General features: G+C 59.3%; 8 protein-coding genes and 5 pseudogenes. 6 read left to right on the plus strand and 7 right to left on the minus strand.

Annotated features, from left to right (window positions below; genetic code table 11):
- Nucleotides 1-289: 289 nt before the first annotated feature.
- Nucleotides 290-977: pseudogene (locus ACVIYL_RS44335) on the plus strand (transposase); the annotation flags it as partial.
- 58 nt (nucleotides 978-1,035) lie between these two features.
- On the opposite strand, the gene ACVIYL_RS44340 reads toward ACVIYL_RS44335, so the two are convergent.
- The 4 genes and pseudogenes from ACVIYL_RS44340 to ACVIYL_RS44355 all read right to left on the minus strand — a co-directional run.
- Nucleotides 1,036-1,365: a hypothetical protein gene (locus tag ACVIYL_RS44340; RefSeq protein ID WP_456781675.1), complete on the minus strand. Its 330-nt coding sequence runs from the start codon at nucleotides 1,363-1,365 to the stop codon at nucleotides 1,036-1,038.
- A 278-nt stretch (nucleotides 1,366-1,643) separates the two neighbouring features.
- Nucleotides 1,644-2,231, minus strand: coding sequence for a PCC domain-containing protein (locus ACVIYL_RS44345; protein ID WP_456781676.1), 588 nt, complete (start codon nucleotides 2,229-2,231; stop codon nucleotides 1,644-1,646).
- Between the two features lie 463 nt (nucleotides 2,232-2,694).
- Entirely contained in the window at nucleotides 2,695-3,141 is a 447-nt protein-coding gene (locus ACVIYL_RS44350) for an LLM class flavin-dependent oxidoreductase (protein WP_456781677.1), read from the minus strand.
- A 924-nt stretch (nucleotides 3,142-4,065) separates the two neighbouring features.
- Nucleotides 4,066-4,817 (minus strand): annotated as a pseudogene (locus ACVIYL_RS44355) (IS630 family transposase); the annotation flags it as partial.
- A 194-nt stretch (nucleotides 4,818-5,011) separates the two neighbouring features.
- Here ACVIYL_RS44355 and ACVIYL_RS44360 point away from each other — a divergent pair.
- From ACVIYL_RS44360 to ACVIYL_RS44370, 3 genes and pseudogenes are all read left to right on the plus strand, one after another.
- Nucleotides 5,012-6,399: pseudogene (locus ACVIYL_RS44360) on the plus strand (Mu transposase domain-containing protein).
- Nucleotides 6,400-6,627: 228 nt separating this feature from the next.
- Nucleotides 6,628-7,145: pseudogene (locus tag ACVIYL_RS44365) on the plus strand (ATP-binding protein).
- A gap of 667 nt (nucleotides 7,146-7,812) precedes the next feature.
- Nucleotides 7,813-8,712 (plus strand): TauD/TfdA dioxygenase family protein, encoded by a 900-nt coding sequence (locus ACVIYL_RS44370; RefSeq protein ID WP_456781678.1) that lies wholly within the window; start codon nucleotides 7,813-7,815, stop codon nucleotides 8,710-8,712.
- 92 nt (nucleotides 8,713-8,804) lie between these two features.
- On the opposite strand, the pseudogene ACVIYL_RS44375 reads toward ACVIYL_RS44370, so the two are convergent.
- From ACVIYL_RS44375 to ACVIYL_RS44385, 3 genes and pseudogenes are all read right to left on the minus strand, one after another.
- A pseudogene (locus ACVIYL_RS44375) lies at nucleotides 8,805-9,444 on the minus strand (DDE-type integrase/transposase/recombinase); the annotation flags it as partial.
- Nucleotides 9,445-9,901: 457 nt separating this feature from the next.
- On the minus strand, nucleotides 9,902-10,627 hold the full coding sequence (locus tag ACVIYL_RS44380; RefSeq protein ID WP_456781679.1) for a UPF0149 family protein: 726 nt from the start codon (nucleotides 10,625-10,627) through the stop codon (nucleotides 9,902-9,904).
- Complete coding sequence (locus ACVIYL_RS44385) at nucleotides 10,624-10,842, minus strand: transposase domain-containing protein (RefSeq protein ID WP_456781680.1); 219 nt, start codon at nucleotides 10,840-10,842, stop codon at nucleotides 10,624-10,626. Before ACVIYL_RS44385 ends, ACVIYL_RS44380 begins: the two co-directional genes overlap by 4 nt.
- A gap of 278 nt (nucleotides 10,843-11,120) precedes the next feature.
- Here ACVIYL_RS44385 and ACVIYL_RS44390 point away from each other — a divergent pair, with 278 nt between their 5' ends.
- Complete coding sequence (locus ACVIYL_RS44390) at nucleotides 11,121-11,312, plus strand: hypothetical protein (protein WP_456781681.1); 192 nt, start codon at nucleotides 11,121-11,123, stop codon at nucleotides 11,310-11,312.
- Nucleotides 11,293-13,269, plus strand: a complete 1,977-nt coding sequence (locus ACVIYL_RS44395; protein ID WP_456781682.1) for a recombinase family protein — start codon at nucleotides 11,293-11,295, stop codon at nucleotides 13,267-13,269. The genes ACVIYL_RS44390 and ACVIYL_RS44395 overlap by 20 nt, the downstream gene beginning before the upstream one ends.
- The last annotated feature ends 1 nt before the right edge of the window (nucleotide 13,270 follow it).

Genomic DNA, 13,270 nt, shown 5'->3' on the forward strand with positions numbered 1-13,270 from the left:
CCGAGGATACTGCGCGAGCGATGAGGCGCATGACACTTTCCTCCGCATCGGTTTCCACCAGATCGTGGAGCGCCTTGAGTTTGAGTCGCGGAGAGCCTGCGCCAGATCGGTTGCATGCAACTGCTTCCGACCTACAGGCTCACGATCCTCGGAGGCGTCGGGAGCACGGCCACGTGACACTCGCGATCACGGCGCCCTTTTCGGTCTCCCACGCAGCGTCGGCCGCTGGCTCGATCACCAGAGAAAGAAGGACCGACAGATGAAGCGAGCGAGGTTCACGGAAGAGTAGATTATTGCTGTATTGAAGGAAGGAGCAAGAGACTGAGGCGAAGATCGCTGGCCTTGCCTGCAAGCATGGGATATCCGAAGCGACGATCTACAATTGGAAGGCCAAATTCGGCGGCACGGACGTTTCCGAGGCGAAGCGGCTGAAGGCCTTGGAGGAGGAGAAGGCGAAGCTGAAGAAGCTTCTGGCCGAGCAGATCCTCGATACGGTCGCCTTTCGCGAGCTGCTTTCAAAATGGTAGGGCCCGCCGCCAAGCGCGCTGCGGTCGCACATCTCCAGGCTGTCATGAGCCTGTCGGAGCGGCGGGCCTGCTCGATCGTGGGCGCGGATCGGACGATCATCCGCTATCGCGCCAATCGCCCTGCGGACGCGGCTCTGCGCGGTCGGTTGCGCGATCTCGCCAACGAGCGGCGGCGTTTCGGCTACCGCCGGCTGGCGCTTCCGCATCCTCAACATCGTCGACGACGCCAAGGAATGCCTGACCCCAATCCGGAGACGTCGATCTCGGGACGGCGCGAGGCCCACGAGCTGACGGAATCGTCGCGCGACGCGGCAAGCCAGGAATGATCGTGTCCGACCATCGCACCGAGTTCACCTGCAACGCCATGCTCGCCTGGAGCAAGGACGCCGTCATCATTGGCACTTTATCGCGCCGGGAAAGCCGATGCAGAGGGGCTTCATCGCGATGTATAGACGGCCCCGCGGATGCAAGGGATTTCAGCAGCACTTTGGATACCGGCCCGGTGCTTTCATGTATACGGCCTGTTAATGCGACTGGTGCCATGGCCGCTGGCCCTGATGGAGATCGCGGATCGAGGCCTCGTCGGGTCGCGCTCGTTGCGCTTAAAACTCTTCGGGCTTGCTCGATTCTCAGCTCCGCCGGCGTCCATCATGCTGTCATTTGCCTCACACCATAAGGTGGCCAACATAGGCGGAAAGTCGGGCCGCGATCTTAAGGCCGATAGAATTCCCCGGTTGTCATCATCGCCCAGACGATTCGGGCCAACTTGTTGATAACCGTGGAAGCTTGCGGCGGCGGCGATCCGGTCCAGATAGAGGGCGGCGGCAGTAAGCGCCATGCCGTCGCCCAAGCAAGAGTCGACCGTGCCCACCTTGTCGCCGGCCACGTCTAGACGCTATCGAGATAGGCGACGAGGGCGGCGGTGTCCTCGCCGGCCTTGTGCTGCCCAATTCCACACGCCACGCCCTGGGTTCCACAGAGCATGGCGCGGGTCATCAGCGAACTGATCGACAAACCCGAAGCCGTCGGCCTGAGGCATGGTTGGCACTGTTGCTGGAGCGCGATAACCGTGGCCGGCAGCACAAGCGCCTCGGCGCCGGACTGCGCTATATACGCCTATGCAGGTACGATGTCGTGATAGTAGCCCGACTTGTCAAAGGTCGCCCGCAAGATGACTCCTGAAACTTTTGCGATAGCGACCGAGAAGTGCTCGGGCACGTTGCCCCGCTTGCTGATCGGATCGATTTTGTCCGGATATGGTTTGGGGTTAAGAAGCGAACCCTCCATGAGGTGCCCACAAACCGTCTCCGAGGCACTCGTCACCGTCACATGGACGTGGCAATATGGGGTTTCGTGCCCTTCGAAGCCGCCGAAACCGAAACCTGTCGTTCCTTTGCGGGCGATCGCCGGGTGCGGGGTCACCGACTCGTCCGGGACCCAGCCCATCCCAATGATTCCATGCGCGCTCACCTCTAGCGGCCCCTGGACATCGACGACATCGATCCCAGCTCCTCCGTGTGATTCGTGGGGAAACCGCTGCAGAACGCAGTTCTTCATCGAGCCGGTCGCGTCCAGAAGAATCCCTGTCTTGACATCATGTTTCTTGCAAATCTCCCAAAGGGCTCGAAGGAGATCGTCACCTGGCTCGAGTCGAGCGTAGATGATTTCTTCGACTTTTCCGCTGAGCGTTTGCCTATTCTTCATACCGCACCTCCGAACTGATTAACGCGTGAAATCCCTCAGGCCCAGACTTTTGGTAGCTGCCTAGGGTTCGCGGGGATACTTACGGGGATTCCCTAGCCGAATTTTCGCATGGTAGCCTTGCAACGATGCAATTCTTCGGCCGAACCGGAGAATGCGAGGCCTCTGTGCGATCAAGCGTCGCCTTCTTGGATCACACGAGCAACGCACCAGGCGGTGGACTCTGGGAATTAAGACAAACCACCGGCTACACCGCTCTCATAGCTACCAAATCAGAGAGTTGAGAACGCAATCCTCCAGATCGCTCGCAGCGAATGATCGTGCCGCACCCGCGCCTCCAGGTCGACGTAGCTGAACAACTCGCCCGTTCGATTGTCGCCGCCGCGGCACGTACCATCCCCGAATCTCGTCGGAGCCAATGAATCACGCTCGCCGGTTGGCGGCGATTGCCTATTTCAACAACCTGCTAGTTCTTTACCGGATCCGACGCGCCCTCCTGGAATATGACAGGGTAGCCCTGAGGAGGACGAACGAGATTGAGGCTGCCGAAAACCTTATAGTGCTCGCCGTCATGGTCCAAGACATGGAACTTCGGGGAGGAACGAAGGGCGTTCTCTTTGTCGTAGACGAAGGCATCGTCCTCCCACGTATCCCAAAGAGCCTTGACCACATCTACAAATTCGCGGGCATGTTCATAGCGATCTCGTGCGTGGCAGGCGATCAAGACATAGTTGCTTGCTGCGTAGTCGTTAGCGGATCCGGCCCGACCACCAGAGCTGTGATCGAGCGTGGCAAACTGACGGGCAATGGTATAGGGCTCTGAGAAGCTCGTCGAAGCTGTAGCAGCAAGACCTATTCTGGTTGTTGCCCATGAGATGGCAGTTAACAAGGTAATCGGATCGAACACGTTCATGAAGGCGGGCGAACGGCTCGAGACGCTCAGATTATCTGTTCGTCCCGCAGGGGTGTGGTTATGAAAGCAGGTCGAGCTTTCCTCGCTCGGACAATTGCGCTATGCGCTGATGGTAACAAATGTCATTCGAAGCGTTGTTTTGCGCCTCGGGCATAAGCCATGAAGCGTTAGGAGATCCGTTGGGATGATTCATCATTGCGCCCGAAACCAGGGAACGTCGAACCGGATTGTCTTCGCCGCGTTGCCAGGGCTGATAGCAGAGGCACCAAATCGGCTGGCAGGTACCGCAGTTGATTTAGGTTCGGGCCGGCATAGCCGGTCCCTTGCGTAAAGGCGGCCGCCATTTCGGCCCGATCGACAAATGTGATGAACTTCTGTGCATTCGTGCTGTTCGGCCCACCCTTTACAAGGATCCAGTAGTTATCGGTTATAGTGGCGCCGTCGCACACCATCCGAATGGGCGCCCCCACTTAATTGCCGCCAGCGCACGGCCATCGGGGGCGCTCGTCAGCGCATACTGACCGTTGATGAGAAGCTGTATGGGCTCGCCCCCCTGCCGTCCACCACTTGGTGATGTGCGGCTTAATCTCGTCCGGCTTCTCCAGCGCCGGACCGATCATATCATCAGTCAGCCGCCAAAGCCCCTTGTGCGTGAAGCCATCGACGATCAGCGTATACGCTAAACAACGTTGGCGCCGAACGCGAAGGTGACTGAGGTTGCGCGCCGCAACGGAGTAGCGGCCAGCCTGGTGTTTACTTGGTCGTCGACAAGCACGGACATCGGAACAAGTTGTACCATCTTCACGCGGGTGCAGATCGCCGCCATAGACCCCGGCCCCGTCACGGACGAGATATTCACGAGTGAACTGCCGCCGGATGTGATGATCTCGGGGATTTGGTACTTCAGGCGCTAGTCACGTGAATCTAAAGTTCGCCACATAAGGTCTGCTGGGCCTTGTGGCAGAAGCGTTTGACAGAAGCCAATATCTGGTCGGCGGACTTGGTCCATTTGAAGGGTTTCGGGTTGCTGTTGTGCAGTTCGATGAAAGTACGGATGTCGGCCTCGAGCTGCCTGACGGAGGTGTGAACACCTCACTGGATTTGCTTTCGGGTGAGCTCAGCGAACCAGCGCTCGACCTGGTTGACCCATGAGGCGGAAGTCGGCGTGAAGTGAACATGATAGTGCAGCCGGCGAGCGAGCCACGCTTTGATCTTGGGCGTCTTGTGGGTGGCGTAGTTGTCCATGACGATATGGGACAGCGAGCCCCTCAGGGATTTGAGCGTCGATCTCTTTGAGGAACTTCAAGAACTCGACCGCTCGATGTCGCTTGTAGCATTTGCCAATGACAAACCCGGAAGCGACATCGAGCGCGGCAAAAAAAACGTAGTCGCACCATGCCGCACTTAGCTGTACGTGCGACGCTCCAGTACGCCAGGCATCATCGGCAAGACCGGTTGCTCGCGATCGAGTGCTTGTATCTGGCTCTTTTCGTCAACTCTGAGGACAACGGCTCGGTTCGGTGGGGACAGGTAAAGCCCGACAATATCGCGCACCTTGTCGACGAACAGCGATCGCTAGACAGTTTAAATGTCTGGCTGCGGTGAGGCTGCAAGCCAAACGCCGTCCACATTCGGCGGATCGTAGTGTGAGAAAAGCCAGTTTCCGCGGCTGCGGATTCCGAGATGATGGTGCGCACCGTACCGAGCTGATGGCGCGCGGGGTTCCGAAATGATCGCGCGCAGCATTCAGATTTGATCGCGCGCAGTTTCGGATGGTGTGCGCACTGATCGTTGGGCCATTTCTCCGGCTGGAACCAGCTGGGAGAATTGGATGCCGACGAGGAGGGTTATCATGCGCCAGGTGCGCTAGATTGTGAGGTTGAGCCTTGAGGCTGGGCTCTCGACGCGCGTGGTTGGCGAGCGTGTCGGCGTCGGGCCGACGACGGTCCGTGACACGCTGAAGCGGTTTGTGCGCGCGGGTCTGGCATGGCCAATCCCGGAAGTGACAAGCGACGCCGAGCTGGAGCAACTGCTGTACGGGCGTGAAGCCGGGTCGCCGCAAGGTGCCCGAGCCTGACTGTCCGTTGTTGCCCGCGAGCGCAAGCGCAAGCACGTGACCTTGCAAGTGCTGTTGGATGAGTACATTGCTGAGCATCCGGACGGGTACCGGTATAGCCGTTTCTGTGACTTGTTCCGCAACTGGGAAGGCCGGCTGCCGCTGGTGATGCGCCAGTACCACGGCGGGCGCGAGAAATTGTTTGTCGACTATGCCGGCGACACGGTGCCGGTGGTTGACCCTAAGACTGGCGAGGTGCGCGACGCGCCATCTTCTGGCGGCACGACGCAACTGCTGGTGCCCGACAACGCGAAGGTCGCGGTGATAAAGGCCTGTCTCTATGACCCTATGGTCAACCGCAGCTATAGCGATATGGCGCAGCATTACGGCACGACGATTTTGCCGGCGACGGCCGCGTCGCCCGAGAGATAAAGCCAAGGTCGAGGCCTGCGTCGGAATTGTCGAGCGCTGGCTGCTGGGGCGGCTGCGCAACCGCACTTTTTACGGCCTGGCCGAACTCAACGGTGCGCTCGCCGAGTGGCTGGCCAAGCTCAATGACGGACGGGTGCTGCGCCAGTATGGCCGGACACGGCGCCAGTTGTTCGAGGAAATTGATGCGCCGAATCTAAACCGCTTCCCGGCGAGCCGTGGGTCCATGCCGAATGGCGCCGATGCCGGGTCGGGCTCGACTAGCATGTCGAGATCGAACGACACTACTACTCGGCGCCTTATCGCTTTGCCCGTCGGGAGGTAGAAGCGCGAATCTGTGCGCGAACAGTTGACATCTTCCTGGGAGGCGAACGTATCGCCGCACACATGCGCGGCAGCGGCAACGGGCGGCACACGACGATCAGCGCCCACATGCCTTCCAGCTACCGGCGCTATGGCGAGTGGACGCCGGCAAAGATCCGCAGCGAGGCAACCCGGATCGGCCCGATGCTGCGCCAGCTGGTTGAGCGGATCATCGAGGCTCGGCCGCATCCCGAACAGGGCTATCGTTCCTGCCTGGGTATCATCCGGCTCGAGAAGCGCTTTGGCGCCGAGCGCCTCGAGGCGGCCGCGCTGCGTGCGCTTGAGATCCAGGCTCGCAACTACCCCGGCGTCAAATCGATCCTCGAGAAAGGGCTCGATCGCGTTCCGACGCCCGTGTCCCCGAGCCGATCATGCACCCCAACATCAGAGGCTCGGACTATTACCACTGAAAGGGAAGGAAATGCTGACACACCCCACACTCCACTTGCTTACCCGGCTCGGCCTTACCGGCATGGCCGAGGCCTTCACGAGCCTCGCCGACAACGAGGAGACCAGGGGCTTGCTCTCGCCGAATGGCTGGCGTTGCTGCTGGACTATGAAGCGACTTGGCGTAACAACCGGCGCTGACGCTTCGTCTTCGCAAGGCAAGGCTGCGTCATCATGCCGGGCCCGAGGATATCGACTACCGCGCTCCCCGTGGGCTCGACCGCCGCTTGTTCGACGTGCTGCTCAACGGAGACTGGATCAAGAACCATGAGAATTGCGCCATTGTCGGGCCAACCGGCGTCGGGAAAACTGGCTAGGCTGTGCGCTCGGCCACAAGGCATGCCGGGACAACCGCTCTGTACTTTACCCCTGGTTGCCGCGGTTGATCGAAGAACTGGACCTTGCCCGGGGCGATGGCCGACTCGCCTCGCGGATGAAGAGCATCGCCGCCGTCGAGCTCCTCATTTTGGACGATTGGGGCCTCCAGGCGATCGACGCCAATGCCCGTCATTATCTGCTCGAAATCCTCGAAGACCGCTACGGCCGTCGGTCAACACTCGTCACCAGCCAGCTTTCCAATTGCCAAATGGCATGAGCCCATGATCCAACTTACGCTGATGCCATACTTGATCGCCTGCTTCACAACGCTCACCGGCTCGAACTGAACGGTGACTCCATGCGTCGCCCGCCCGTTCTTCTTCGGCCTTGATTACGCTGGCGACCGATGAAGACCGAGACTGCAGCCCGCGAAGCTGACCGGCCGCTACGGCACTCTTGGGGGTGCGCGTCCTGTCATCTTCGCTCCGTCGAGCGACACCATCAAACATCAGATGTGATCTCTACGGACTGCCCGCTTCACCACGGGCTAACGAAAGTGCCAGTTACCTTTGACGAGATCGGGTACTTCACCTGCGCGCGATTAGATCGGAACGCTGCGCGGCATCAGATTGGACTACCTGCGCGCGATCATTGGAATCCGCAGGCAAGGCCGGTACGTCAGCGTTTACGAGACCGTCATCGCTGTTTCTAACTGTGACTTCGCGCGGACCTCGATCGGATGAAATCAGCCCACCAAAAGAGATAGGTGCGGCGCCCATAAAGACATGCAACATTGGCCGACAATCAATTGGAAGCGATATTATGAAGCCGCCGGAAACCTTTCGAAGTGCGTGCAAAGTGTCGAGCTGGTGCTCTTTTGATCAGACGGATCATCGCTTCCCAGGCGGCCCGGGTCAGGCAGGGACATTCGTAGCACAGCACATGAGTTTCACTTATCGGGCATGTTGGCTCATTGTCTGGTTCTCTGAGTGACGATTTTGGAGTCGATCATCCTTGCCCAATAAGTTTGTCTGGCAAACAACTTGGAGAATGCGACCATGAGTGAGATGGCTTTTGTCAAAGGTGTCATTCCGCGCACCGATATCGTCAAAAAGACGGCGCGCATCGGCGCTGAAATCAGGAGCATCAAGCTTTCGGGCGATTTGCCGGACCAGACCATTGCGGCGATCAACGCCCTCCTACTCGAGCACAAGGTCATCTTCTTCCGCGACCAGGGTCATCTTAACGACGCTGAGCAAGAACGCGTTGCCCGTCGCTTTGGAAAGCCCGCGCCCGAGTTGGGTCCTTCGGAGGGAACAAACTCGATCTTTGACATTGATTCCGCGCGCAGACTCTTTCGGACTGATCTCTGGCATATCGATTGGTCCTGCTTGGACGCCTATCCAAAATTTTCGCTGCTGCGTGGCGTTGTGATCCCACCAGTCGGCGGCGACACGGTGTGGTCAAACACCGCGGCCGCATATCTTGACTTGCCGCTGGAGCTGCAGCGCCTTGCCGGTGACCTCTGGGCTGTTCATAGCTTCGACGCCACCGAAGCCGACAAGAATCTTGCTGACGAAGCCCTTACCACCGCGAGGTTCGAGACCGAGCATCCCGTCGTACGGGTCCACCCCGAGACCGGCGAGCGTACGCTGGTGCTCGGCGCATATGCGAAACGTTTCGTTGATGTCCCGAAATATGATGGCCAGAGACTATTCGATCTATTTCAGTCTCATATCACGGCACCGGAAAACACTGTCCGCTGGACCTGGAAGGAGGGCGACGTCGCTATGTGGGACAACCGCGCCACAATACACTATGCGGTCAACGATTACGGCGAGCACCGACGGGTCGTTCGCCGCGTGGCCATCGAAGGCGAGGTGCCGGTTAGCGTCGACGGTCGGTGCAGCGTAGCGCGTGTCAAGGTGATCAAGCAGCCACCCGCGAATGTCGACTAGGTGTTAGTCCCAAGCTTTGATGTTTCCAATTTGTCTCGGAGATTTTGCAGCGAGACCGAAGGTTGGACCACCCATACTAGAGTTTTGCGCCCTTAATCACATTGGCGGGCTGGTTGCGCCGACGTGGCTTGCAGCAAAATCAGCTGTCGATCGACGATCGACCCGTAGGATCGTTCTTCATTGTAGTATCTGCGCCAATCCCCCACTTTTTTCTCGGCATCCGCAAGGAACAGGAACCAATGGGCCTTAAGGCGTTCGGCGCGGAAGCGATGAACGCATCGTCGGTCGGCTGGCCAGGCCGTGAGAAGTCCAGCGTAACGCCGCGCTGGTAGGCCACAGATCTGATCGCGCGACACGAACTTGCTGCCGTGATCGACGCGGATCGTTTGCCGGAAATCCCACTTTTCTTGCAGGCCCTCTCCAGGACAGCCACGATGTCGGCGCCGAGGAAAGCGAACCGTGGCGCCAGCGCCGGCGAGAAGCGGGAGAAGGTATCGACGATCGTGAGCACACGAAGCTTGTGTCCCGTCGCCAACTGGTCATGGACAAGTCCATCGTCCAGGTCTCATTCGATCGTGTGGCCGGTTACAGGTCATCGCGCAGCTTGGCCTTGACTTGGCGCTTGGGCGCTTTGTTGCGCAATTGCAGGCCCATTCGCCATAGATGCGGCGTCCCATGAGGCCAGCCCTCACGGCGGCACAGGGCGTGAACCCGACGGTAGCCGTAGCGGATGACCTCCTCAAATTTCCCGCTGAGCGTTTGCCTCATGTCGTAGATCTCCAAAATATGACCGGAAAAGCATGAATTCCTCAGGCTCTGGATTAGCCGCCGAGGGTTCTGCGGAAATATGACGATATTCCTTAGCCGTATTTCCGCAGTGTGGCGCTTCGCAAGGACGAAAGTCTTCGCCTGAAGAATTCACCGCTTTTTGCGGTCAAGCCTCGCCTCTGGGATCACATGAGTAAAGCACTCGGTCATGTGGACCCTTGGGATTGGACTAAACCACCGGCCACGTCGCGAGGACAGCTACCAAATCGGATAGTATTGAGGACGCAGGGCGCTCGGTAATCGCGCCAGTTCCCCCCGGCTTGCGTTCTTTGAGAAAAGAGGCGGCGGAACAGCCGAGAGAGGACACCGCCGGCAGGCTGCCCGGCGTACGCCGCCCGGCGAGGGTCCACCGACCAAGTCACTACAGAGTGAACATCCGGATGCTATTGCTAGGCGGTAAACGGTACGAGAGGGCCACGGACTTGGTGCGGACGGCCGACGCACCGCGCTTGAAGCGTATAGGCATCCAGAACTGCCGCAGGGCCTCGACGGTTGCTGGAATGTCGCGCCAGGCGTTTTGGACAATGGGCTGCGTTCCCGGCGTGCGCCGGGCCGGGGGTAGCAAGGGCCGACCGGCGTCGTCGATGCAATGGACCAAGATCGGCCGCAGCATAAGGTGTTCGGTTCCGTTCGGGGAGAGAAGCCGCGACCAGACGAGAAGCCGAAGCTTCATGACGGCGTAAAAGCCCATGCACCAGGGCTGCGGGTCGACTTCGCCGTCCGGTGATCGCACGAACAGCGGCTCGAAGCTCTCCGGTCTCGTCGACAGCGTCTCGCTGATTGCGTTGTGGCGCATCAGCGTGGCGGCGATCGCCGAGAACTCCTCGGTGTCGTGATTGAAGGCGTCGGGATCTACGCCGAGGAGCGGGCACACCCATTCCTCGGACGCCATCGAGACCGGCCCGGCGACGACCGCGGCCACCGCGCCGTCGAGCATGGAGAGAGACGTCGCCCACGGATGCCGAAGCGTCGGCGACCTGGCGCGCTCGCTGATCTGTTGCCCGAGCCGTTCGAACGACATGGCATAGTCCGCCATCGTCGTCTTGCGTGCTTTTCGCGTTCCCCGCCGTTGCTTCGGCTTCGTCATGCCACGGCTCGCTTTTCGGCTTCGCGTGCGGCCTTCCAGTTCCAGGCCAGAAGTTCGTCAAGCTGGTTGGTCTTCGTGGCGCCGCTCACCGTGCGATCGAGAACATCGACGAGATACGCCTCGGGGTCGAGGCCATTCAATTTCGCTGTGCTAAGAAGCGAAGCGAGTATCGCCCAGTTCTCCGCGGGGCTGCATAATGCAGGGATTCCGGGCAACGAAGTTCGAGTAACATATCCATTCCATCCTGACGCTGGCCGAGACCTGGTCGTGCTCGGCGAACAAATCCACGATGGTCATCGCCACTTCACGGTTCGCCGCGAGAACGGCCGTCTCCATCTTCTGCCGGCATGGATGACAGAGCCCGAATCAGCATCGGCTAAAATTGTAGCTGATCCGTTTGTCCCGGTGGACCGGCTTCTTCTACGCACGTTCCTTGACGTCCTCGTAGCCTCGCGTTGGGAGGAATCACCTCCCGTCGAGGGAGCAGGCGCCCATGTCCAAGGCGATGCAAAAAAGACGGCAACCGGATCTGTTCGCGACGGCGCGAGCGGAGCATCTGCCTCAGGTGGTGCAAGCCGAGGCCGCCAAGTTGCTGTCGCTTCTGCTCAACGAAGCCGTAGCAAAGGTGTCTGCCCCACCCGCCCAGTCAAGTCAGGAGGTGGATCATGACGAAGATCACCACTGATCACCTGGCGCGTAGCGCCGTGGTTTACGTTCGACAGTCCTCGGTCGACCAGGTTGTCCACAACCTGGAGAGCCAACGCAGGCAATACGGCCTTGAGGCACGCGCACTCGGCTGGAGCGATGTCGAGGTTATTGATGATGATCTCGGCAAGTCCGGCGGCGGCGTTGCAAGACGTGGATTTGAGCGGTTGTTGGCGTTAATCTGCGAGGGGCGCGTCGGTGCGGTGTTTTCAATCGAGGCTTCCCGCCTCGCTCGAAACGGTCGAGACTGGCACACGTTGTTGGAATTTTGCGCCTTGGTCGGCACGCTCATTATCGACGAAGATGGCGTCTATGATTCTCGGTCGATTAACGATCGATTGCTCTTGGGGATGAAGGGTACGATGAGCGAGCTGGAGCTCAGCGTCATTCGACAGCGATCAGTCGAAGCCGTCAAACAAAAGGCCCGGCGCGGCGAGCACTTCACGACAGTCGCGGTCGGGTATGTGAAGACGAAGGATGATCGAATCGAGAAAAACCCGGACGTACGTGTCCGCGAGTCGCTGGATCTTGTCTTCAGGAAGTTTGTGGAGCTCCAATCGATCCGGCAGGTCTTGCTCTGGTTGCTCCAGGAGAAGATCGCACTACCCTTCGCCGCGGGAGGTTCGCACGATCCGAAAATCGAATGGCGTACACCAAGCTACACGACGTTGAATCACATGCTCACCAACCCTGTGTATGCCGGTGCCTACGTGTTCGGACGACGGGGTGTCCGGATGACGGTCGAGAACGGTCGGAAGAAGGTAAAGCGAAATCCCCAACGAGATTGGAAAGCCTGGGACGTGCTGCTCCGCGACCATCACGAGGGCTACATCTCCTGGGATGAGTTTGTTCGAAACCAGCGCCTCATTGCGGACAATGCCAACGGCAAGAGCTACCTGGGTCGAGGAGCCGTCCGACGCGGCGAAGCACTTCTCCCTGGGCTTTTGCGCTGCGCGCGATGTGGCCGGCGGTTATACGTTCAGTATTCTGGCAGAGGCGGCGACACGCAGAGATATGTCTGCCGCGGAGACTTCAACAAGGCGGCCGTCGCAGCCTGTCTTGGCTTCGGTGGAATGCGCCTCGATCGGATGGTGGCGCGAGAGGTGCTGGAGCGGCTTCAACCGCTTGGCGTTGAGGCTGCGCTAAATGCAATGAAAACTCGGGGCGCCGAACAGTCGGAAAAACTGCTTCAGCTCCAAAGGTCTCTTGAACAGGCGCATTACGAAGCAAACCGAGCGTATCGCCAATATGACGCGGTCGACCCCGACAATCGTCACGTCGCTGGTGAACTTGAGCGTCGCTGGAACGAGCGCATCCAAGCTGTGCGTACAATTGAGCGAGAAATCGAGAGTTTGGCCAGCTCGCTTTCTCCTGGACTTAGCGCCGGCGATCGCGAAGCGCTGCTTAAGCTCGGGGACGATCTGAATAGAGCTTGGCAGCGCCCCGGTGTTACGTCGGAGATCAAGAAGAAGATCTTGCGTACAGTGCTGTCGGAAATCGTCGTCGACCTGGATCAGGACAATCAGCATCTGGACCTCATCATCCATTGGCAAGGTGGCGATCACACCCGCCTGAAAGTTAAGAAGAACCGTGTCGGCGTGACGCGTTGGACGACCGACACCGAGGTAGTGGATCTTGTGCGCATGCTCGCACGTCAAAAGCCTGACTACTCGATCGCCGCCTTGCTTAATCGCTCCGGAAAAACAACCCCGCACGGGGCGTCCTGGACGAGGACGAGCGTATGTTCGTTGCGCAGAACCCGCGAGATCGCCCGTTATCGTGAGGGGGAACGCCAGGATAGAGGTGAGCTCTCGTTAATCGAAGCAGCAGAGATGCTCGACGTCAGTCCATCGACGATACGTCGCATGATCATTGAGGGACGATTGCCTGCGGAGCATTTATGCAAGGGACTCGACATGGATCATCAAACAATCTGAT

The organism is Bradyrhizobium sp. USDA 3315 (genome assembly GCF_054056795.1).